A 20415-nucleotide genomic window follows, 5' to 3' on the forward strand; every position below is an offset into this window, starting at 1 on the left:
GTATCTCGAAAAATAGAAGTATCAGCCTCTCTGCTAGTTGCTAAACGTTAAGAGGACACGGGTGAGAGCTGGGTGTAATGTATTGAACAGCGAGAGTTAGCTGAAACAAAGTCATCTCACCCTGCTATTCAGCGTGATGATTAACCGTAAACGTATTTTAGTATTTTTAGTGCTCTGATTATTAACATTTCAACTGACTTACGGTTAAAGAATACCACCATCACATTATGCGATTCACATCGATTTTTTACTTTCGCATTCACAAAACTATCACATAAAAAATGAATGATGAGTCTCGAAGTGCGACGCATTTCAATAGACCTTACTTTTTGTTTAGATTTGGTTTTTCCATTCGTTGATTTGCCCGGTGGCCGATGAGGAACCAACTGTTGCCAGTGATGTGGGGGAGCAAAGTTCCTAACGGAGCTCCGTTTTAACACCGGGCGATTTTTTTCATTGCAGAATCAAGTTACCTTTTCGTTGTAATAAAGATAGGATGGTGCTATTTGGAATGAAAGGTAAAATCAAACTACTGTTTGATTTTATACCTCCCTGTTAAATTTTTCATATCTCTGAAAGTAATTCAATGAGACCACGTTTCTTTAAATCAATTTTAAGCCTGTTAAAAAAATCTTCGTATATATCAGTATTATCTTTAAGTGATAATATTGAAAATAGAGATACAATGTCTTTCTTTAGTGATTCTATTCTATATTTTTTTAGATGTTTAATCGTCTCTTTATCGAATTCATCTTCTTCATTAACAATATCATAGCAATGAAAGATAAGGTCATATTTTTCTGATGAATTATCCATATATTCAGCACAGATTGACCACTCTTTATTATCCACTAAGAATTTATATGCATATTTAAAGAGCTTTTTAGCTAACTCTTTATCCTTTGAGTGAAAGGAAAAGAATATTTCAAGTACTTCGTCTCCGGTTTGTAAATATTCAGAAATATATGAATAATCTCTAAATGATTCGATAGACTTGGTTTCGTTGAATTTATTAAGTGCTTCTTTCCGTATATCAATGATGCAGGTCATCGCTGGTCTATATTGCTTTGCAACATCAACCCAGTCAGCTAAAGCAAATGAAACTCTCACCCCTCTATGATGGGGGTTAAACTTTTCGGCATTTTCGAAATACCACTCGTACTTTTTATGTGCAGAAGCGAAATCTTCCATATGGTAGTCCTCAAGGGCTTCATCTAAAAGCTGCTCCAAATTCTTACTCATATTTTCCATCATCTCTGAATGCCACCCATCGGTTACTTTTCTGATTACATTTTTCCCACTTCAAAACGCTTGGTGGAGAGGCATTGGGTGTGGGTAAGTTTGCACCTGAAACTTGGCATAAACAGTTAACCTGAGGCAGAAATAATTCTGGCGGTTTGCGAACATCGAGATTAAAAGTTACTACCAGCAGGGGAGCTAATTAAGGCCGGATTAGCCCAGCCTAATCTCACTAACAATTAACTCACTTCGATAATTTTTGATTTACTTTGGTCTTTTATCAACTTAAACGACAAAACGCCAATCGAACCAATAGTAACTAGCACAAACAAAAGTATTGGTTCAAATGACACGCCGAGAAGTGGTAATAGCAAAACGTATATAGCGCCAAGTAAAGACAGGCTCAGTGTAGAGCTTGTGAAGTAGCCTATATATCTCGTTATTTTCCCACCTTTATTGTTGAGTGAAAATGCGGTTGCTAAGTAAGCAGGAAGTACGATTAATCCAACAAAGCTTATGTTTCCCATTATAAGTTGTGCAATAGCCAGTGCAGACAATATCGAAAAAATACCTGCTAATAAAATTCGTAAAAGTCTCATTTAGTCAATAAACACTGTTTCTTTAATTATCTATAACCTTATCAAACGTTGCCCCAAGAAGGTGGGATATTCTTGAGGAACGGATCTAAAAATGGTTACGACATAGTGCTGGTGAAAGCTTAGGTGAGGAGAGAAACTAAATCACAAATCTTTCAGGAAACGTTGCTACGCGGGATGTAGTAGTTATCATAATTAAAGGACATTACCACTGTTTTTGAGCGTCCACGAATTTCGCCTCTCGGAATAAATCCAATAAAGCGGGAGTCGGCGCTGTTGTCGCGGTTATCTCCTAGTACTAGAAAGTGGCCGGAAGGCACTTCTACCGCTTGGAAACTTGAAGTTGACGTAGGGTAGGGGTTTACTTTCACGGTGTGAGTTTCGTTATTCAATGCTTCATTAAATAACAAAGATTCACCGTCGGTTGATTGTTGGCTGTAGTTGAGCTTCTGGCCGTTAATGAAAAGCACGTTACCTTTCATTTCTACTGTATCGCCGGGTGTGCCGATGACACGCTTGACCATGTTGTTTCCTGTGGCTTCAGAATCGAAAACCACAATATCTCCGCGCTCTGGATCACCAAATGTCATCAGCTTAATACCAGTCAGGGGGATACGAAGATCGTAAGCCATCTTGTTAACCAGAATGCGGTCACCAATTTGAATGGTTGGCTCCATTGAGCTGGTTGGAACATGGTTCCAATCGGCAAAGCTTGAACGAAAGATAATCATTAGTACGATAAACACCATTAATGATCGATATTCTGCGTAGAGCTTTTTCATCTTCACTTCCTTGTAGAGATATTTTCTCTTTGGAGTGATTTACGGTCACTAAGTTCCTGATGAAGGGAGAATTTTTGTATTGTTCAGCGAGTAATTCCAGACACGGTAGAAATAAAAGAAATACCCCAACCCGAGTGTAATAATGGTGATAACCAGCCAGACAACTGCGTGTCCTATGTTGCTGAAAATATCAACATCGCAATACAGCGGCTTTTCACTGCCATCGGGTTGTACGATAGATGAACGGTCAATAATAAACTTGGCAAACGCGTAGGGATAAACGAAGAAGGCAAGACCCAGCGTAAGAATTGTCAGCATCAACCAAATGACTAAATGCAGAGTAATATCCCTTACTCTGATTTCTGCATTAATAAACATAACTTTCCCATCATCTCCAAATCCCTGTGGCTCAGCATGTTATTGGCTTCGAGGATAAGAAAGAACAATCACTCAGAGGGTTTTCGATAAGTTATCTTGATTGAGACAGGTGAACAGGGCTTTGCAGAAATATCAGGAGGGTATATTGGATGGCTAAGAGGGAAAGAATGATTCAACACCGAGTACCGTTTTCTTAGTTCATGGCGCTCGGTGTTGGAAGCTGTATCCGCAGCAAAAAGGGTTAGCGACTCGTTAGCCGTCCCACGATTTGTTATTACGTTTTTTGACCGAAATCTTTGTGTTGATATCAAGCACAATTCTTTGTGCGCATGATACGGCATCCTGCTTCATCACAGAATTTTCAAGGTGCCCCGGTAACTTTAAAGTAGCAACACCTTTTTCAATGTTCATGCAATGCCACCGTAGTAAAAATCACCACGCTCAAAGCTTTCATAGAGCTTGTCACATTGTTTAGGCCAATCCATTGCCTCTGTGCCTACACCTTCAACGTTGGCTTTGTAACCGAAGCTTTTGAATGTGACATCGGCCTCGTCAAATGCCAGATTTTTGGCGTCTATGGTTACTTCGAGAGGTTTGGTACAACCGACCAAAGCCATCACTACAGCGACCGAAAGTATGCGCTTTTTCATGTTATCAATAACCTCTGGATACAGGAAACTTCAGCATACACTCATCCGTGATATGCACTTTCGTTTTTTTACCATGTATTCACTCAGCACTGCACGCTGAGTCACCAGATGTATCGACTCGGTCAGGAGATTATTTACATATTTTTGTAAATAATCGGGGTGGATCTAAAAATCGTAGGAATAAATCACTTTTGGCCATCCCAATATTAAAGGAAAGATGGTCAATAAAAGATTTATTGGTACACGCAGATTGTTTTAGTTTCGGCTTGTCTGCCCTTTATTTACACCAGTGATTTGGTGAGAAAGTGGAGTTGCATGTCGTCAACCGGGTAGTCTTCAAGTGACATTTGTTTGACGTATCCTTGCTTTTGATAGAAAGGTAGCGCTTGAAAACTGAGCGTATCAACCAAGGCGCGTTTGCAGCCTTTTTGCCGACCGACATTTTCTAACTCTTCCAACAGTTTTCCACCTATGCCTTTACCGCGCGAGGCGTCATCAACCCAGACATACTCTATTTTTATCCATTGTCCAAACAGTCTAGCGACGCACCCCGCGAGAACAATGTTTTGTTCTTTAAGGAGGCAGACAAACGTTTCACTTGGTATGTGCTCAAGAAAAGGGAGGTTGTAACTGCGTAAGCCTGTGGTGACCTTTGCAATGTCATCTTCTGTAGGATCGTAAATAACGTCGAGTTTCATTTTTAACCAGTATTGAGTGAGACGAAATAGAAATACGTGTTGATGACGTATACATCAATGATATTGCCTGAATATCTGGATGAAGGTCTAAGAAGGTACAGGTGTGTGGTTGAAAAACACGCTATAGCGTCTGCGAAATATCGAGGTATTGGCCAAAGCGATAGAAAACAACCAGATACCCCAAACACTGTGTTCGATAACACAGGCAAGGTTGAGCGGGTGACGGAATAGGTGTAAGCAAACATCAGGCCGCCAATGAATGAAAGCAATATTGCGACCCAGTTGGCGTAGACAATATGGGCCAGCGCGAACACGAAAGCACTGACGAAGATACGTGTCGTTTTGTTCGGCATTTGGTGTTTGAAGCGATGGAAAAGATAGGTGCGAAAAATCAGCTCTTGCGGGATCACAGAAAATAGCGGGTAGAGGACAATCAACAGTCCCCAAGTATAAATATCATCGAGCAACATGGCGAAAAGTGGTTTGTCGAGAATAAAGCCTACAACGACTGCAGTAACAATCCCTCCCAACACAAACAACAGTGCCGAGCGCCAAAGGAGAGAGCCTAGATTCTCATAGTTGGTAAGCCTGAACCGTTTAAACCTTGAATCAGTCACCATGAGATATAAACAAACGCATGCTACCAGACACAGGGCTGGCAGCAATAGAAAGTTTAGGTACTCTCGGTAATGAAAGGCGGTAACAGGTAAAAGAAAAAAAACAGTAAAAAACTCTGCCCACCTGAAGTTTTCTTGCGTCATGTTCTTGTTTTTCTCTCACAGGTCGTATCAGATTAGCACAAAAATTCATACTGACGTTTATCATTGTTTGTGTCATTAGTAAGTGAATGAATGGCAATAGATTTGTTGATATCGACAGTGCAGAAACGTTATCAGCTGATAGGCTAAATATTGAGATATACGGAAAATTAACAAGTGTGGGTGTGAATGATAGAGCAAGACAAATGGCTAGCGGCCTCAAAGGCGGGTGACTGGAATCGGGTTTGTGAGGTGATAGCTTCTGACGTTAAGGACAAGCCTGTTAAAGAAAGAGCATCCACATTTTTGAAAGCTGCTCAATACGCTCGCGAACACAAGGCTTGGCATGCTGCAATTCATTGTTATCGACTATTGGCTGATATAGAAACTGACGACGAAAAAATAGCCTTGGTTTACAGCTGGATGAGCAGTTGTTTTGGTGAAAGTCGCGAGTTTAAAGAGGCTGAAAGCTATGGTCGGCAGTCATTGGCACTTCGCGATAGAGAGAGGGTTTCTCGCCGCAAAAACACCCGTCGTGTTGTCTCGTTTTCCTTGTATGGACAGAGTCCCAAATACTGTGAAACGGCCATTATCAATGCTGACGTGATGCCAGACATATACCCAGGCTGGGAAATGTGGGTATATCATGATGATTCTGTGCCTGACCATGTCTTAGAGCGCCTAAAACAGCGAGGCGTCGTCCTGATAAGTGCTTCAGTAGTGGAGGCTTCCCATATGCCGGGGACATTCTGGCGGTTTCTGGCTCTTGAATCTTTGGATGTCGACATGGTGATTTGCCGCGATGCTGACTCGATTGTTTGTGCGCGGGAGAAGTGTCTTGTCGATTCATGGTTGAAAAGCGATAAATCCTTTCACGTTATCCGTGATTGGTTTGGTCACACCGACTTGATATTGGCCGGTCTGTGGGGAGCGAGGCACGGTCTGCTGACCGGTGTTCGTGCCATGATCGACCGTTATTTGGTTGAAGTAGGTGACAAGTTACATTCCACACATGCTGATCAGTTCTTCCTTGCCGAGTATGTGTGGCCGAGAATTAAACACTCCTGCATGCATCATTCCAGCGTGATCACTGAGGTGCTGAACGCTAAATGGCCGGATAATGAACCTCGTATGCTGGGCGACTTAGATGGTAATGATCAGCTTGGTTCATGGAAGACTAGCTCTTTAGCGATACCGGATATTGGTGATGCGATGATTGAGATCATCTTCGATAACAAAGTGCTATGCCGTTATCGTCTCGATAGGGGTGCCGAATTGGTTCTACCCCGGCTCTACCGTGAGCGGCTACAAGAAGGGGTTTACTCTTTGAATATCGCGCCTGTCAGCCAAAAAGAGGTTTGAGTCAGAAAGCGAACAGCAGATTAACGCCGGTGACGTGCATGTCTTGGTCGCCAACATAATAGCGGAAAAAGGGAGAGAGTCTTACGCCGCTGACATGCAGCCTCAAACCTACCTCAGGATAGAATTCAGTATCCCAGTCTTCAGCGTCACAGTAATCGATGGTTGCGGTATCCGGTTTGTGATATTCGCCATCGTTCTCTATGCAAGTAATTGATTCTCCAAAATACATAGCAGCACCAGCATAGCCAGAAATACCAAATTGCCCCGCAGCGTGGTAAAGCGGATCCCAAAAGAAGCCTATCGCCATGCCTGATGTGAACTCATCGTTGTTATGCGAGGCATTGAGGACTTTACTCAAACGGTAAGAGAATGCGCTTGATGGGTCATTGTACGAGATGTTGGCCTCAAGCCCGCCGCGCAACTCGCTATCATCATCAGAGGCACCACCAAATGCGCTTATGCCAACTTCAAGACCCGATGCTTGGGTATAGGCAAAGCAGGGGAATGCCAAGAAAGTGGCAAGGCATAGAGTAAGGCGGGCAGACATATCTTCGAATCCAACATCATAAAAAGAGCAGGTTGACACTTTTCTTTCATGGTTTCGCTGTTTGTGTTCAAACTCGGGAAGGAGTGCGCACTTTTCTCCCAACATTATAGGGAGATCACTTCGAGCCTTTCGCGGTGCGATACACCAGAAAAACCGTATGTTCGACTAAAAAACGTTACGAAATATTTCGTTTTAAATTGGTTTTATAAACAATCAATTAAATTAGTGTCACCTTATTAAAATTACCGCACAGGCCGTATTTGTCTCACTAACGACACGATCACTTATTGCAGTACTCTAACTCCTTGGCTAAGCTTGTGACCGACTAATCAGTCGGTTTTCGTTTCGGATAGGGAGAGAAAAGAGATGAGTGTTCAAGCGCAGGAAGAATTTGGTTCTGTTGATGCAGCAAATACAGTGAAAGATCCAAAAACTGAATTAATGGAATTTCTGACAGCCCAAAAAGAGAGCTTTTCGAATAATCCGTATCCTGAAGCTGACGAAAGGATTAGATCTCTCAAAGCGCTTAAAGCGGCTATCTTGAAGCATGAAGATGCGTTTACTGCTGCAGTGAGTGACGACTTTGGCTACCGAAGTGCAGATGACACGCGCCGTGCGGAGATATTGACAACCATACACAGCATCAACTTCTGTATCAGCAATTTGAAGAAGTGGATGAAGCCAAGCAGACGATTCTCAGGCCTATTGTTTTTGCCAGCGACAACTAAAGTTCAATATCAGCCACTGGGTGTTGTTGGAATTATTGTGCCGTGGAACTTCCCTATGTCCCTGTCACTGGCTCCTTTAGCTTATGCATTGGCCGCAGGCAACCGCGCAATGATCAAAATGTCTGAATTCACACCGAAAACGAATGAAGTCACTCGTCAGATTTGTGCTGAAGTCTTCAGTGAGAATGAGGTGGCTATTTTGGAAGGTGAAGCGGATGTCGCTGCCGCATTTTCGTCTCTACCGTTTGATCACTTGCTGTTTACAGGTTCGACGGTGGTAGGTAAGCATGTTATGCGTGCCGCTGCCGAAAACCTCACTCCGGTCACACTGGAACTGGGCGGAAAATCACCTGCGATCATCGCACCAGATATGGATATTGATACTGCTGTAAATCGTCTTATCTACGGTAAATGTATGAATGCAGGGCAAATTTGTATCGCTCCCGACTATGTGCTTTGCCCGGAAGATAAAATCGATACCTTTGTTGAAGCCTACAAAAAACGCTTCAAAAAAAATGTATAAGAACCAAAGTAGCAAGGACTACACCAGTGTCATTTCTGACAGACATTTCGACCGCCTGAAAAGTATGTTGAAAGAAGCAGAGGCCGCAGGTGCCAAAATTCACAGCGCATCTGATGAGCCAGTACCAACCACAGGCCGTAAAATGGCGACGCAGTTGGTAACAGATGTGACGGATGATATGGAAGTGATGAAGTCAGAAATTTTCGGACCGATTCTACCAATTGTTGGATATAAAGATATTAGCGATGCGGTTCATTATGTAAAATCGCACGACAGACCTTTGTCACTCTATCTGATGAGCTTTGACGATAAAACTCAGGATAGTGTGCTCAAACAGACACACTCTGGTGGTGCGAGCATCAACGAGACGATATTCCAGTTTGCTATCGACTCTGCGCCATTCGGTGGTATTGGTCCTTCTGGGATGGGTAACTATCATGGCAAGGAAGGTTTCATCACTTTCAGCCATGCTAAAACCATACTGAAACGCGGCCGTATCAACACTACACCGTTGTTGAGCCCACCTTATGGTAACTGGTTACAAAACCTTGTTCTGAAAATATTTATTCGCTAGTAGGCATATGGCAAAAGATAAAAAACAAGCCATTTTAGATTCAGCCCTGACCTTGTTTGTGACACAGGGCTATCATGCAACGTCCACAGCAACGCTGGCCAAAACGGCTGGTGTTGCGACGGGGACACTCTTTCACCACTTCCCCAATAAAGAAGCCGTATTACAGGCGCTTTACCTGCAAGTTAAATCAGAATTCGCTGACTTAATGAAAACAGCGCTTTTAGGTAAAGACCTAAGGCACACGTTTTCTGACCTTTGGTGTTTGGGCATCAACTGGGCACTTAAAAACTCGGAAAAGGCGCAGTTTTTTCAGCAATATTGCATGTCTCCAGACCTTGATGCCACAGAGCGTGAAAAGGTGTTGCTTGAGGTATTCGGTTTTCTGGCCGAGATGGTGATCAAAGGGCAAGCTGTGGGTCTGTTCCACAATTACCCGCTAATACTGATGATGGAAACCTGCTACGGACAGTTCCTCGCATCAACCGTTATTTTATGGACCATCCAGAACGTTGGCAGGAACAGGAATATCGAGACAGTAGTTTTGCAATGGCGTGGGGGGCAATGAGCAAAGAGCCCGTTCATGTTTCTTCGACTACTGCCGTGAACTGACAGTAATCGATGTGAGAAACAGCCGGGGTTATCTCCGGCTTTTTTCATTTTTTGGCACCTTCTTTGAGCGATCATGAAAAGGACGTTGCGCTTGTGGGGTGACCTGGAATTAAATGGATTTAGCCACTAGTGCTTCAGTCTTACAGGAATACGGCGTGGCCCAAACGCGCCGTTCATTTTCTGAAAACGTCCTGCTATTTCTGAGTGGCAATGGTTACAGTGACCAGTGTCATCAATCTCATACTGGCCAATTTTGTACCAATCTCTTTCTATTAGTCGCTCACCACATGAGGGGCAATATGTGCTGCTAGCCGCGGTATGGTGAACGTTTCCGACATAGACAAAGTTGAGGCCGTTTCTCAGTGCAATGTCTCTGGCTCTCAGTAGTGTTGACGCTGGTGTTCTGGTTTTATCCAGCATTTTGAAGTCAGGGTGGAAGGCGCTGAAGTGCAGCGGTACATCTGTCCCTAAATTATCGGCGATCCAGCCAGTCATCTCATCCAGTTCTTGGTCGCTGTCGTTTTCATCTGGAATCAACAAGGTCGTGATTTCAAACCACACATCGGTTTCGTGCTTTAGGTACTTCAATGTCTCCAGTACAGGTGCAAGTTCACCCATGCAGACTTTCTTGTAAAACCATTCAGAGAATGCTTTTAGGTCGATGTTTGCAGCATCCATGACCGAATAGAACTTCTCTCTCGGGGCGTCGCAGATATAACCGGCGCTGACCGCCACCGAGTTCAACCCTGCTTCTTTGCAAGCTATCGCCGTATCCACCGCGTACTCCAAAAAAATCACCGGGTCGTTATACGTGAAAGCAATGCTTTGGCAGCCATGTGTGCTGGCGGCAGAGGCAATTCTCTCTGGTGACGCTTGGTCGGCCAGTGTGTCCATCTGGCGTGATTTACTGATTGACCAGTTTTGGCAAAATTTACAACCAAGGTTACAGCCAGCGGTGCCGAAAGAGAGCACTGACGAGCCAGGGTAAAAGTGATTCAGGGGTTTCTTTTCAATTGGGTCAATGCAGAAGCCGCTGGAACGGCCATAGGTGGTTAAAACAATTTCCCCATCTTGCGCCTGACGGACGAAACAGGCACCACGCTTACCATCGCGAAGCGCGCATTGACGAGGGCAGACATCGCAAACGACCCGACCGTCATCCAATTGATGCCAGTATTGCGTCGGATACGCGTTGTGGTCGGCGTGATTATTCTCTTTCATTGGAGGCCTCAGCTTCTCCATTCAGCCCGACTGTTATCTATACTTTCATTGTCAGCCTGTATCAAGCCAGCCAGTCGGCGGGCCAGCACTTAGCTTACCCTTAGAGTGTAGTCAGCGAGGTGAGCTGTACAGTTTAAACAGGCAGGAAAACGACAATGAGTATTGAAGGAGTATTGTCGTCATGAACATACGAGCCCCGGCGGTTGCTGGTCGATTTTACGATAACTCGCCCGAACGACTCGAAAGCCAGTTATCTGACTGGCTGTCATCACCGCAAGATCCTATGCCAGTCAAAGCCCTCATTGTTCCGCATGCGGGCTATGTCTACTCAGGCAAAGTTGCTGCTGACGCCTATCAATACCTCAGGCCAATATCGGATAAATTCAAAAAAGTGATATTAGTTGGCCCCAGTCATCGATACGGTTTTGATGGAGTGGCAATACCGGCAGCAGACTTCTTTGCGACCCCGCTGGGTAATATTGAAATTGACAGAGAACTTTCATACGCACTGAGTCAAAACGCGCTGGTGGCGGTGACTGATCAAGTGCATGCGCCGGAACACTCCCTGGAAGTGCAATTACCGTTTCTTCAAGCGTCGCTCGATTCCTTCACGCTATTGCCAATTGTGTATTCGAAAGTGACGTCTCAGGTATTGGCTGAATTGATTGAGACTGTGTGGCGAGATGATGAAACGCTGTTGGTGATCAGTTCCGATCTTAGTCATTACCATACCTATGATGAGGCCTGTGAAATTGACAAAGATACCTGTCAGCGCATTGCAAACTTCGACATGACGCTTGAGCCTCATCAGGCATGCGGTGCGACAGGCATTAACGCAGTGTTGAATCTTGCCAGAGCGCGAGGTTATTCATTGACTGAAATCGACTATAGAAACTCCGGTGACACCGGCGGTAATAAAGAAAGGGTGGTGGGCTATGTCAGTTACCTTATCTCCGCAGTATGAAGAGCATGAACTTGGCGAGCTATTGGGTATTGTCCGGACTGTGCTAACTCGCCACTTCAACAATGATCCCTTAGCGTTGCCTGAGCCTGAAGCTTACAGTGAAAAACTTCATAAGCCTGCAGGCTGTTTTGTTACGCTCGAAGTTAATCATCAATTACAGGGCTGTATTGGTGCGATTAGCAGCCCAATGCCATTGATTCATGAGGTACACAACAAGACATTGGCGGCCGCGTTTCAGGACCGACGTTTTACGCCATTGACGGCCCAGCAGCTGGATGATTTATCGATTGAAGTGTCGGTACTTTCCGAACCTCAGTTATTAGAGGTTGAGAGCGAACAAGCTTGCCTCGACTTCCTTGAAGAGAACAAAGTAGGGGTCATTCTCTCTTGCAATCACCGCCGCGCGGTCTTTTTACCGCAAGTGTGGGAGAAATTACCTGTGCCTTTTGATTTCATTCGTGCCTTGAAACGAAAAGGGGGAATGGATGAGGCTGATTGGCCTTCTGACATGCGGGTTGATGTGTTTTCTGTCGACAGCCTAAAACAAGGCTTTCGTGACTGAACTGCGTGGCCTCTCGCAACTGGAAAGGGGACTTCTCATGTCATAAATGTTATTTCGTTAGACTGCGAGTCGTTTACACGCAGCCGAGAAATAACATGCAGAAATACAAAGCCTTCTTTTTCGATCTCGATGGAACCCTAGTTAACTCTGAACCGCTTAAAGGTGAAGCGATCGCAAGAGCGTGCAGAGAGCTGGGTGCAGAATCAGACGTTGAATATTACAAGGCAGTAATGGGACAGGACTGGCCGACAGTCACTGGCCATTTTTTCAAACTCGGTAACATTACGCCGACCATGGACGCCTTCAATACTCATTTCAGAAAACACTATGAAAACCTGCTGTCTGAAAATCTAAACCTCAACCCCGGCGTCGATGTCTTTATCCGACAAGCCAAGACCGAAGGTAAACGCTGTGCGGTAGTGAGTTCTGCGGCTGCTTGGATGGTTGAGAACATTCTTTCACAATTGAATCTCAAAGGTTGCTTTGACCTTATCATCAGCAATGAAGATGTTTCCCGCCATAAACCTGATCCAGAAGCCTATCTCGTCGCGCTTGAAAAATTTGACCTATCGCCCCAAGAAGCCCTGATTTTTGAGGATTCGAGTGCAGGAATTGAAGCGGGTAAGCGTTCGGGCTGTGACGTGATTGCGATTCGTCATGACTTTAACATTGAAAATGATATGACTAACGCTGACAGTACTATCAATAGTTTTGATGAGCTATCAATGGCTTAACCCATAAAATCAGCGTTATCGCTAGCTGGGTGTTTAACTTTGTGGCGCGTCGCATTGGTCACTCAGCCAAGTTTTAAAGGTAATTTACTGTATTTATATACAGCCAAACCAATAACAACGAAGCTGGAAGTACTGATGATATTAGATTTTGTTAACAAGGGCTGGAAGTATCACGACCAAGAGTCTGAGCGGCTGTCGGGCGAGTTGGAATCTCTCGATCTTTCTTCGCTGACATCAGAGGATCTTACACCGCTATTGGCACTGTCAAACCACACCATGGGCGAGCATCGAAATGAATGGGAGCGTGCGTATGCGTTTGCGCAAAAAGCCGTTTCGTCGTTTGACGCAGATGAACTTTCATCTCGTCAGCACAGCAAGCTTGCTGTCGCGGCCTTTATGTCTGGCGATGTTGCTAAGGGGCATTTCGAAGAAGCGCAAGCGGTTGTCAAAGCAGGCGATGAAGGTCTGGCTGCGGTCGTTGAGATAAAAGTGGCGATGTCAGCAGCTCTAATTGCTGTGGGCCAGATAGACGATGCTCTGCATCTATTTAACGCAGCCTCAACCTTGTCTTCCTCGTTGACGGAAAAGCACTTTGCAGACAGAGCCATCGCAATCTCGGCCAACAACCTGGCGAGTGACCTGCTGAGAGTTTCTCCCAGAACTGATGCGCACGATGAGCTTATAACAGCCGCAGCGACCTTGTCACTGGCAGCATGGCGTAAGTGCGGTACATGGATTAATGCTGTACGTGGTCTCTATTTGCTTCAGTATGTCGAAAACGAGCGTGGTCGTTTCGCGCTAACCGTTGACCATGGCCTTGAAGCTATCGCAGTGTTGGATAAAAACGGCGGCGATGATATCGAAGAGGCATTTATCCGCCTTGAGCTTGCAAGAGCTCTACACCATCTGGGTGAAAATGAACGCTCAACGAGTGATTTAAACCGTGCTGATGACCTGAGCCAAACGTGGGAAGACAAAAGCCTTGTTGAGTGGTATCAGAACGAGCGCTCGAAATACTTCTGATTGGCTGTAAGCATTCAGTACATAAGACAAGCAATGTATTTACCCAATAAAAAAGAGCCGTCAGGCTCCTTTTTTCAGTTCTTGTCAGCTCATCACGCTGTTGCTTCAATGGTCTGTAATTTGTTGCTGTTCCAGCAAATCATCAGGCCAATAACCACCATTACTGACGACAGCATCATTGCGGTCGATACCGTCACAAGGCCATATATCGCAAGCGCAGACACCGCGCCGCTGGCAATGAAACACACCATGGTCTGCAGGAAGTTCAGCATTCCCGCTGCTGTTGCGCTGCAATTTTTAAAACCTTCCAGCGACTTGTTCACCACGATTGGGTAAATCGCGCCATTGGCTGCTGCCATGAAGCAGAAGGGTACCAATACTGTCCAGATTGAGGTCACTTCCGTCTGCGTGGTCATAAAGAAAATCACACCGATGCTGATAACAAACAGCGCGATGAAACCCGGTAAAATCGCTGCGCCGTCAAACTTATTCAGTAGTGCTCGGCAACCGTAACCGCCTGCAATAAACGCAATGGTTTGAGGTACATAACTCATACCAATATCTGCACCTGAATAGCCCATCTCTGTCATCACAAACGGTGAGCCAGTCAGCCATGCGAAGAATGCAGCAGAGCAGCCTGCAAAAATCATCATATTACCGATGAATTTTTTTGAACTCAGAATTTGGCGATAATCTGTTGCCAGTTTGGCCGACATTTTCTGGCTGTTGTCGGCAACGGGAGCGCTTTCTGGTTGACGCAATGTTGCAGCAATCAAAGCAACACCCAGTATCGCAAGCACCACGAAAATACTGCGCCAGCCAAAGTGTACTTCCAGACCTGCACCAACCAGTGGCGCTAATGCCGGAGATAAGGCTACCAGCGGCATGACGGTCGCGAAAACGCGTGGTGCTGTTTCGCTATCATATCTGTCTACCACAACCGCTTGCCAAATAACCGCTGCGCTACAGGCACCTAATGCCTGAACAAAGCGTGCAGCCAGCATCACTTCAATACTTTGCGCCATGAAGCAAACCAAGGTTGCCACGGTGAAAAGCGACAAACCGCCAACCAAGACTTTAATACGGCCAATGCGATCAGATAGTGGACCATAAACAAGTTGACCGATCGCCATACCAAGCAGGAAAACACTCAGCGTCAGACCGATCATCGATTGTGATGTGTCCAATTGCTGGCGGATATTTTCAAAAGCCGGTAAGTACATATCCGTGGCCAGAAACCCCAGCATGCTGAGAACGGCGAACCAGATCATTGTGGTCATTGGAACAGGTTGTTTCATGTTGTCATTCTTATTTTGGTCTTCAATTGCCGGGCAGTCTAAAGTTTGTGAAAACATTTGTGAAACGTTAAAATTTCACTACTGTCATCAAAAAATTTGATTTGTATGTTTTCTTATCAAGATCTTCAAGTTATCGATGCTGTCGCACGCCTAGGAAGCTTTGCCGCTGCGGCTGCTGAGCTTCACAAAGTGCCCAGTGCTGTCAGCTATACCGTCAGGCAAATAGAGCAGAATCTCGCTGTTTCATTGTTTGAGCGCTTACATCGCAGTGTCAGGCTGACGCCCGCCGGAGAATACTTTGTCGTTGAAACACGGTCGCTCATAAAACAAATGGAATCAGTTCGTCAGCAGACCCAGCGGGTTGCAAACGGGTGGACAAGAACGGTGTCTCTCGCCCTTGATAACGTGGTGCGTGAGGACAGGGTTAACTCATTGGTGGGGGACTTTTACGACGCGTTTCCGGATGTAGAGTTGCTTCTAACGATGGAAGTATTTAATGGCGTGTGGGATGCGCTTGCCTATGACAGAGCGGATATAGCGATTGGTGCCACCGCAGCCATACCGGTTAATGGTCCGTTCAGCTACCGTGATATGGGCAAGCTCGACTGGTGCTTTGTCATGAGCAGTCAGCATCCGTTAGCGACTGCAGAGCGCCCGCTGAACAATGCTGAGTTGTCAGCGTACCCTTCAATTTGTCTTGAAGACACCTCCCGTATTTTGCCAAAGCGCAGCACATGGTTACTGGACAACCAACGCAGACTTACCGTACCTAACTGGCACAGCGCGGTTCAGTGTTTTTGTTCAGGTCTCGGAATCGGCGTGATGCCTGCACACCTTGCGAGACCACTGATTGCAAAGGGTGAGCTGGTAGAGAAAGACATCGAGGACGCGGTGCTGGCTAGTTCCTGTTGTATTGCCTGGCGCACAGATAAAGAAAATCCAGCGATTAACTGGATTCTCCACTATCTGGGCAACTCTGAGCAGGCGCATCGGGAATGGTTAGCCTAAATCTGTTTTTTCAGATTCCCTTTCAACGTCTGTCTCGGCAGCGCGAAGCGTGTTGAAGCCAGCCAATATACGGGTAAAGGTTGTTATCCAGCAAAGGGCACCGAAACACCACGCCAACAATGCGAAATGTGCTGGTATCAAGCAAAACAAGACGAAACAAGCGATAGTCTCGGTGCCTTCGGTGAGGCCGCCAATGTAGTAGAGAGACTTATTTTTATAGACAGGGTTGTCGATGCCTCGCTTACTGGCCATCACGGCAAACGCGAGGAAACTTGAGCCTGTGCCCATGAAGGAAAATATCAGGAAGGCGGCAGGTATAGCGTTGTTCGCCGGGTCGGCAAGTGCAAAGGCAAATGGCACCATGGAATAGAAGAGAAAATCTAACGTGATATCCAGAAACCCGCCAGAATCGGTAATCCCCTGTCGTCTTGCTAAGGCTCCGTCTATACCATCAAAAATTCGATTAATCGAAATGAAAAGCAGCCCAAACGTATAGGACTGCAGTGCAATGGCAGGCAGAGCAAGCATACCGACAAGAAAACCGGATACTGTAATGTGGTTTGCCGTTATCCTGCTGCCATCAAGCAGTTGAGCGGCTTTTTCCAACGGTGCTTTAATAATGGTGATGGCGTAGCGATCAAGCATCAGAGTTCGCCTCGTTGCCATTTGTGTTGTAGGCGTTGTTCATTGGCCAACTGATGCAGACGCCATTTGCGGGAACGTCATCTTCGTCGTGTGTTACCATCACTGCTGCAATTTGTCTCTGTGCAATCTGGTTAAATACGAACTCTCTAAACGCACGTCGCAGAGGTTTATCAAGTTTACTGAATGGCTCATCAAGAAGCAGGGCTGAGGGCGCTGACAGTAGGGTTCTCATCAAACTTATCCTTGCGCGTTGACCACCAGAAATCTGATCTGGCATCTTTTCAGCGATTTCAGACAGGTTGATTTCAGATAATGTCGCCATGGCCTTCTGTTTCTTTTCCTTGGCGCTTAGTGCCGAACTCAAACCAAATGCAAGGTTTTGCCAAACGTTGAGGTGGGGGAACAGAAGATCTTCCTGAAACAAAATACCAATGTGGCGCTTTTCTGCGCTCAACGAAACGACGTTCTTGCTATTAATGTGTATTTCACCCTGGCAGGTAAACTCCGGCGCAAGGTGGCCAGCAATTGCGCTAAGCAGCGTAGATTTTCCGCAGCCGCTCGGCCCCATCACCGAGAGCACATCACCGTTTTCAACAGTGAACGAGAAGTTCTCCAGCAGTGTGAGCCTGTCAGTGTTTATAGTCAGGTTTCTTACCGACAAAGTCATAGATACTCGCTTTTAGCGTGGTTAGTCGTGATTTTTGACGTTTCGGATCAGCCAATCGGCTTGTCGCTAACGCAAACGCAAAAAACAAAAATGGCAGCATGGCTTGAAGCAATCCATAAAGGGCGCTTACCCGCCTATCTTCGCCGCTGGCTAGGCTCACCGCTTCTGTTGTCAGCGTCATAATACGCCCTGCGCCCAATAGCTGGGTCGGTAAGTATTGGGCGAGGCTGACGCTTGCACCTACAGCCCATGCTAAAAGTATGGCTGGTATGAGTAATGGAAACTTGACCAGCCACCATGCCTGCCAACGGTTTTTCCCTAAGCTGATTGCGGTTTGTGTCAGCCGCTGGTCGTAACTTTGCCAAGGTCCGTCCAAGGCAAGGTAGACATAAGGAAAGGCGAATAAGATATGTGCCCAAATGGTTGCGGGTACATGCCATGCGCCGGGTAATACGTAGATTGAAATTTGGATACCGAAAAGAACGGATAACTGTGGAATCAGCATCGGCGTGGCAATTACCAAACGAGGAATCGATTTATGGTATCTGTCCCGATATTCAAGGCAGGCAACACTTAGCATAATCGCTGTAGTCGCAGCAATCAGGGCCAACAGCAGGCTGTTGCCGATTAACTCACTTAAGTGACTCATTTCCTGTTGCCAGAACCGCAGACTGAACCTGAGAGGCCAAAGATCGGGGAATGACCATCTGAGTGCAAAGGACCACACCAACAGTATTGGCAGTGTCGCAAGAGAAATCAGGGAAACCAGTCTGAAGATGTTTTTTCCCGGAAGGGAAAGTTGTTTGCTTCCTGAAAACTGCCAACCTTGAATGCGGTCAAGGAAAATGGTCTCTATTTTTCGATAGATGGCTAATATCAGCAGGCATAATCCAAAAAGCATCATGGCACCGACAGCAGCTCTTGGCAAAAGGCTCAAATCCGGATCGTTAAACCATTGCCACACCAGCACCGCAAAAGTAGGTGGTGATGAGGGGCCAAGGATCATCGCAACGTCAACGACTGACAAGCTGTAAGCAAGAACCGCATACACAGGAAAACGCATTTTCCTCAACCAGATAGGAAGAATGACTTTTACCCATGCGGCGCTGCGGTTATATCCAAGACTGCGGGATACCGTGAGGAGTTTATCGACCTGAATCTGCCGAAGTACGGAAATACTCATCAGCAGAAGAAAAGGGGTTTCTTTGAGCGCTAACGCGAGTGTCAGACCTATACCAAGATTGTCCTGAACTATCGACCAGTTGTATGGCTGTTCTTGACCCGTGATAAACGCGAATAACCGAAAAAACCAGCCAGACGGGGTAAATAGCAAAGAAAACCCTATGGCGAAAGCAACATGGGGCACAGCCAAAAGTGGAGAGAGAAGCTTTTCAATGCCTTGCCAACCTTTGTTGCCCCACCATGCCTGCAACGTCAGAAACGTTATCAATACAGCCAATAGGTGGATGTGATGCCAGAGAAAAGTGTGAGAAGAATTGATTTATCAATCCCCGGCCAACTTAGAAAAGCATTATGCCTGCTAAGTTTGGTGACTCGAGTCCTAAGACGGGTAAATAACCCGAAGCAGTAAACAAGACACCAACAAGGCCGGGGAGAAGCGGGAAGCAACAAACAATAAGTGTCGTCAAATACAACAGACGAATCACATTACCCCCACGAGAATTACCCTAGCTGCCATAGCGTTTAAGCCATGCTTGCTCGAGCGCAACCTGCCAGCTTGGGTGAGGCTCTGGCTGAGATTTAAACAATGGTTTGCTGCCTTTGATTTTAACCACAGCAGGGTCACCCCAAACACTGTTCTTCGCTTTCTTCGCCTGTGCTTCTTCACTCAGCATGAAGTTAATTGCAACGAGTGCACCTTCTTTGGCATTGGCGTTGAACGGTACAGCAAGGAAGTGAACATTCGACAACGCACCTTTTTCAAACGCGATGGTACGTGTGGTCGGCGCCAGTGTGCCATTTTCAATGCCTGCTTCAGCAGCATTCGGGTTGAATGCAATACCCAGCAGCAGTTCTCCATCATCTAACAGTTGAAGCGTTTTAGGACCGCTGGCCGGGAATTGTTTGCCCTCACGCCAAGCCACTGGATGTAACTGATCAAGGTACTTCCAAAGTGGCGCGGTAATGACTTCAAAGCGCGCTTCGTTGACGGGTGAGTAGAGCGGCGCTGTATCATCAGCCAGCTCCAACAGTGCAGACTTTAAGAAGCTTGAGCCATGAAACTGTGGCGGCTTAGGGTAGGTCACTTTACCCGGAAACGCTTTAGCAAGGCTCAACAGCTCATCAAAAGAGGCCGGTGGGTTATTGAGCTTCTGGCTATCATGAACAAATACGAATTGACCCACACCCCACGGGGATTCCAATCCATCTGTTGGCTCGGTGAAATCTTCAGTCACAGGCAGCGACATGTCGACATTTGACCAGTTCGGCAGTTGCTCAGTGAATGGGCCGTGCAACAAGTCGTTCGACTTCATTGATTTGAAGTTTTCACCGTTGATCCACACCATATCAACACTACCGCCTGAGGTTTTACCCGCGGCTTTTTCGGCGACCAAGCGGTTAGTGGTTTCCGCAATATCAGAGACTTTGACATGTTTGAGAGTAACGCCGTATTTGTCTTGTATTTCTTTCGCTGCCCAAGAAATGTAAGAGTTCACATTCTGGCTGCCACCCCAGGCATTGAAGTACACGGTTTGACCTTTGGCTTGTTCTTCAATAGCTGCCCAGTCAGTAGCTTGAGCGATCGTTACAGGCGCAGACGCAATCAATGCAGACGCGAAAAGGATCTTTTGTTTCATGATCTCTTGTCTTCCTTAACAGATGTTATT

At 45.9% G+C, this 20415-nt stretch carries 21 protein-coding genes and 2 pseudogenes; 8 read left to right on the top strand and 15 right to left on the bottom strand.

Translation table 11 applies throughout. The annotated features are described in order from the left end of the window. Window positions 1–564: 564 nt before the first annotated feature. The 8 genes from CS022_RS05310 to CS022_RS05340 form a co-directional block, all read right to left on the bottom strand. The gene (locus tag CS022_RS05310; protein ID WP_129121424.1) at window positions 565–1254 is read right to left on the bottom strand and encodes a hypothetical protein; all 690 of its coding nucleotides are present in this window, start codon (window positions 1252–1254) and stop codon (window positions 565–567) included. A 224-nt stretch (window positions 1255–1478) separates the two neighbouring features. Continuing rightward, window positions 1479–1796, bottom strand: coding sequence for a hypothetical protein (locus CS022_RS05315; protein ID WP_129121425.1), 318 nt, complete (start codon window positions 1794–1796; stop codon window positions 1479–1481). Window positions 1797–1990: 194 nt separating this feature from the next. Next, window positions 1991–2617, bottom strand: coding sequence for a signal peptidase I (lepB, locus tag CS022_RS05320; protein WP_129121426.1), 627 nt, complete (start codon window positions 2615–2617; stop codon window positions 1991–1993). A gap of 48 nt (window positions 2618–2665) precedes the next feature. Beyond that, complete coding sequence (locus CS022_RS05325) at window positions 2666–2995, bottom strand: DUF6693 family protein (protein ID WP_129121427.1); 330 nt, start codon at window positions 2993–2995, stop codon at window positions 2666–2668. 252 nt (window positions 2996–3247) lie between these two features. Continuing rightward, window positions 3248–3406 (bottom strand): hypothetical protein, encoded by a 159-nt coding sequence (locus CS022_RS24805; protein WP_161569572.1) that lies wholly within the window; start codon window positions 3404–3406, stop codon window positions 3248–3250. Continuing rightward, window positions 3403–3645 (bottom strand): hypothetical protein, encoded by a 243-nt coding sequence (locus CS022_RS05330; RefSeq protein ID WP_129121428.1) that lies wholly within the window; start codon window positions 3643–3645, stop codon window positions 3403–3405. Before CS022_RS05330 ends, CS022_RS24805 begins: the two co-directional genes overlap by 4 nt. A 281-nt stretch (window positions 3646–3926) precedes the next feature. Continuing rightward, complete coding sequence (locus CS022_RS05335) at window positions 3927–4343, bottom strand: GNAT family N-acetyltransferase (RefSeq protein ID WP_129121429.1); 417 nt, start codon at window positions 4341–4343, stop codon at window positions 3927–3929. A gap of 2 nt (window positions 4344–4345) precedes the next feature. Then, on the bottom strand, window positions 4346–5104 hold the full coding sequence (locus CS022_RS05340) for a CPBP family intramembrane glutamic endopeptidase (protein ID WP_201746215.1): 759 nt from the start codon (window positions 5102–5104) through the stop codon (window positions 4346–4348). A gap of 186 nt (window positions 5105–5290) precedes the next feature. Here CS022_RS05340 and CS022_RS05345 point away from each other — a divergent pair, with 186 nt between their 5' ends. Continuing rightward, window positions 5291–6463, top strand: coding sequence for a hypothetical protein (locus CS022_RS05345; protein ID WP_129121430.1), 1173 nt, complete (start codon window positions 5291–5293; stop codon window positions 6461–6463). A gap of 1 nt (window position 6464) precedes the next feature. Here CS022_RS05345 and CS022_RS05350 read toward each other — a convergent pair whose 3' ends face one another. Continuing rightward, complete coding sequence (locus tag CS022_RS05350) at window positions 6465–7010, bottom strand: hypothetical protein (RefSeq protein WP_129121431.1); 546 nt, start codon at window positions 7008–7010, stop codon at window positions 6465–6467. A gap of 441 nt (window positions 7011–7451) precedes the next feature. Here CS022_RS05350 and CS022_RS28010 point away from each other — a divergent pair. Beyond that, window positions 7452–8835: pseudogene (locus CS022_RS28010) on the top strand (coniferyl aldehyde dehydrogenase). Window positions 8836–8842: 7 nt separating this feature from the next. Beyond that, window positions 8843–9400 (top strand): TetR/AcrR family transcriptional regulator, encoded by a 558-nt coding sequence (locus CS022_RS05360; protein ID WP_201746216.1) that lies wholly within the window; start codon window positions 8843–8845, stop codon window positions 9398–9400. Between the two features lie 170 nt (window positions 9401–9570). Here the strand turns inward: CS022_RS05360 and amrS are convergent, their stop codons facing one another. Next, window positions 9571–10665, bottom strand: a complete 1095-nt coding sequence (gene amrS / locus CS022_RS05365; protein ID WP_129121432.1) for an AmmeMemoRadiSam system radical SAM enzyme — start codon at window positions 10663–10665, stop codon at window positions 9571–9573. Between the two features lie 181 nt (window positions 10666–10846). Here amrS and amrB point away from each other — a divergent pair, with 181 nt between their 5' ends. The 4 genes from amrB to CS022_RS05385 all read left to right on the top strand — a co-directional run bounded on the left by amrB (window position 10847) and on the right by CS022_RS05385 (window position 13948). Then, window positions 10847–11629, top strand: a complete 783-nt coding sequence (gene amrB / locus CS022_RS05370; RefSeq protein ID WP_129121433.1) for an AmmeMemoRadiSam system protein B — start codon at window positions 10847–10849, stop codon at window positions 11627–11629. Then, window positions 11601–12191 (top strand): AmmeMemoRadiSam system protein A, encoded by a 591-nt coding sequence (gene amrA / locus CS022_RS05375; RefSeq protein ID WP_129121434.1) that lies wholly within the window; start codon window positions 11601–11603, stop codon window positions 12189–12191. The genes amrB and amrA overlap by 29 nt, the downstream gene beginning before the upstream one ends. 95 nt (window positions 12192–12286) lie before the next feature. After that, the gene (locus CS022_RS05380; protein WP_129121435.1) at window positions 12287–12925 is read left to right on the top strand and encodes an HAD family hydrolase; all 639 of its coding nucleotides are present in this window, start codon (window positions 12287–12289) and stop codon (window positions 12923–12925) included. Window positions 12926–13060: 135 nt separating this feature from the next. Beyond that, entirely contained in the window at window positions 13061–13948 is an 888-nt protein-coding gene (locus CS022_RS05385) for a hypothetical protein (RefSeq protein WP_129121436.1), read from the top strand. A 92-nt stretch (window positions 13949–14040) separates the two neighbouring features. Here CS022_RS05385 and punC read toward each other — a convergent pair whose 3' ends face one another. Beyond that, a complete protein-coding gene (gene punC, locus CS022_RS05390; protein ID WP_129121437.1) occupies window positions 14041–15246 on the bottom strand; it encodes a purine nucleoside transporter PunC in 1206 nt (401 codons plus the stop codon). Window positions 15247–15351: 105 nt separating this feature from the next. On the opposite strand from punC, the gene punR reads away from it, so the two are divergent. After that, the gene (gene punR / locus CS022_RS05395) at window positions 15352–16254 is read left to right on the top strand and encodes a DNA-binding transcriptional activator PunR (protein WP_129121438.1); all 903 of its coding nucleotides are present in this window, start codon (window positions 15352–15354) and stop codon (window positions 16252–16254) included. Here punR and CS022_RS05400 read toward each other — a convergent pair. The 4 genes and pseudogenes from CS022_RS05400 to CS022_RS05415 form a co-directional block, all read right to left on the bottom strand. After that, on the bottom strand, window positions 16246–16899 hold the full coding sequence (locus CS022_RS05400; protein ID WP_129121439.1) for a CDP-alcohol phosphatidyltransferase family protein: 654 nt from the start codon (window positions 16897–16899) through the stop codon (window positions 16246–16248). The genes punR and CS022_RS05400 overlap by 9 nt on opposite strands. Then, window positions 16892–17566, bottom strand: coding sequence for an ATP-binding cassette domain-containing protein (locus CS022_RS05405; RefSeq protein WP_129121440.1), 675 nt, complete (start codon window positions 17564–17566; stop codon window positions 16892–16894). Before CS022_RS05405 ends, CS022_RS05400 begins: the two co-directional genes overlap by 8 nt. Beyond that, window positions 17529–19233 (bottom strand): annotated as a pseudogene (locus CS022_RS05410) (ABC transporter permease). Before CS022_RS05410 ends, CS022_RS05405 begins: the two are co-directional and overlap by 38 nt. Window positions 19234–19254: 21 nt before the next feature. Then, the gene (locus CS022_RS05415; protein ID WP_129121441.1) at window positions 19255–20385 is read right to left on the bottom strand and encodes an ABC transporter substrate-binding protein; all 1131 of its coding nucleotides are present in this window, start codon (window positions 20383–20385) and stop codon (window positions 19255–19257) included. Window positions 20386–20415: the final 30 nt, after the last annotated feature.

The sequence above is a fragment of the Veronia nyctiphanis genome (assembly GCF_004116385.1).
Taxonomy (GTDB): domain Bacteria; phylum Pseudomonadota; class Gammaproteobacteria; order Enterobacterales; family Vibrionaceae; genus Veronia; species Veronia nyctiphanis.

Bases quoted from the DNA above. Each gene is read 5' to 3' on its own strand.
- CS022_RS05345 (WP_129121430.1), top strand. From the start codon at position 5,291: ATGATAGAGCAAGACAAATGGCTAGCGGCCTCAAAGGCGGGTGACTGG.
- CS022_RS05310 (WP_129121424.1), bottom strand. From the start codon at position 1,254: ATGATGGAAAATATGAGTAAGAATTTGGAGCAGCTTTTAGATGAAGCC.
- CS022_RS05360 (WP_201746216.1), top strand. From the start codon at position 8,843: ATGGCAAAAGATAAAAAACAAGCCATTTTAGATTCAGCCCTGACCTTG.
- CS022_RS05340 (WP_201746215.1), bottom strand. From the start codon at position 5,104: ATGACGCAAGAAAACTTCAGGTGGGCAGAGTTTTTTACTGTTTTTTTT.
- CS022_RS05385 (WP_129121436.1), top strand. From the start codon at position 13,061: ATGATATTAGATTTTGTTAACAAGGGCTGGAAGTATCACGACCAAGAG.
- CS022_RS05325 (WP_129121427.1), bottom strand. From the start codon at position 2,995: ATGTTTATTAATGCAGAAATCAGAGTAAGGGATATTACTCTGCATTTA.
- CS022_RS05330 (WP_129121428.1), bottom strand. From the start codon at position 3,645: ATGAAAAAGCGCATACTTTCGGTCGCTGTAGTGATGGCTTTGGTCGGT.
- CS022_RS05350 (WP_129121431.1), bottom strand. From the start codon at position 7,010: ATGTCTGCCCGCCTTACTCTATGCCTTGCCACTTTCTTGGCATTCCCC.
- amrS (WP_129121432.1), bottom strand. From the start codon at position 10,665: ATGAAAGAGAATAATCACGCCGACCACAACGCGTATCCGACGCAATAC.
- CS022_RS05380 (WP_129121435.1), top strand. From the start codon at position 12,287: ATGCAGAAATACAAAGCCTTCTTTTTCGATCTCGATGGAACCCTAGTT.
- CS022_RS05400 (WP_129121439.1), bottom strand. From the start codon at position 16,899: ATGCTTGATCGCTACGCCATCACCATTATTAAAGCACCGTTGGAAAAA.
- CS022_RS05415 (WP_129121441.1), bottom strand. From the start codon at position 20,385: ATGAAACAAAAGATCCTTTTCGCGTCTGCATTGATTGCGTCTGCGCCT.
- punC (WP_129121437.1), bottom strand. From the start codon at position 15,246: ATGAAACAACCTGTTCCAATGACCACAATGATCTGGTTCGCCGTTCTC.
- CS022_RS05335 (WP_129121429.1), bottom strand. From the start codon at position 4,343: ATGAAACTCGACGTTATTTACGATCCTACAGAAGATGACATTGCAAAG.
- punR (WP_129121438.1), top strand. From the start codon at position 15,352: ATGTTTTCTTATCAAGATCTTCAAGTTATCGATGCTGTCGCACGCCTA.
- CS022_RS05405 (WP_129121440.1), bottom strand. From the start codon at position 17,566: ATGACTTTGTCGGTAAGAAACCTGACTATAAACACTGACAGGCTCACA.
- amrA (WP_129121434.1), top strand. From the start codon at position 11,601: ATGTCAGTTACCTTATCTCCGCAGTATGAAGAGCATGAACTTGGCGAG.
- CS022_RS24805 (WP_161569572.1), bottom strand. From the start codon at position 3,406: ATGAACATTGAAAAAGGTGTTGCTACTTTAAAGTTACCGGGGCACCTT.
- amrB (WP_129121433.1), top strand. From the start codon at position 10,847: ATGAACATACGAGCCCCGGCGGTTGCTGGTCGATTTTACGATAACTCG.
- lepB (WP_129121426.1), bottom strand. From the start codon at position 2,617: ATGAAAAAGCTCTACGCAGAATATCGATCATTAATGGTGTTTATCGTA.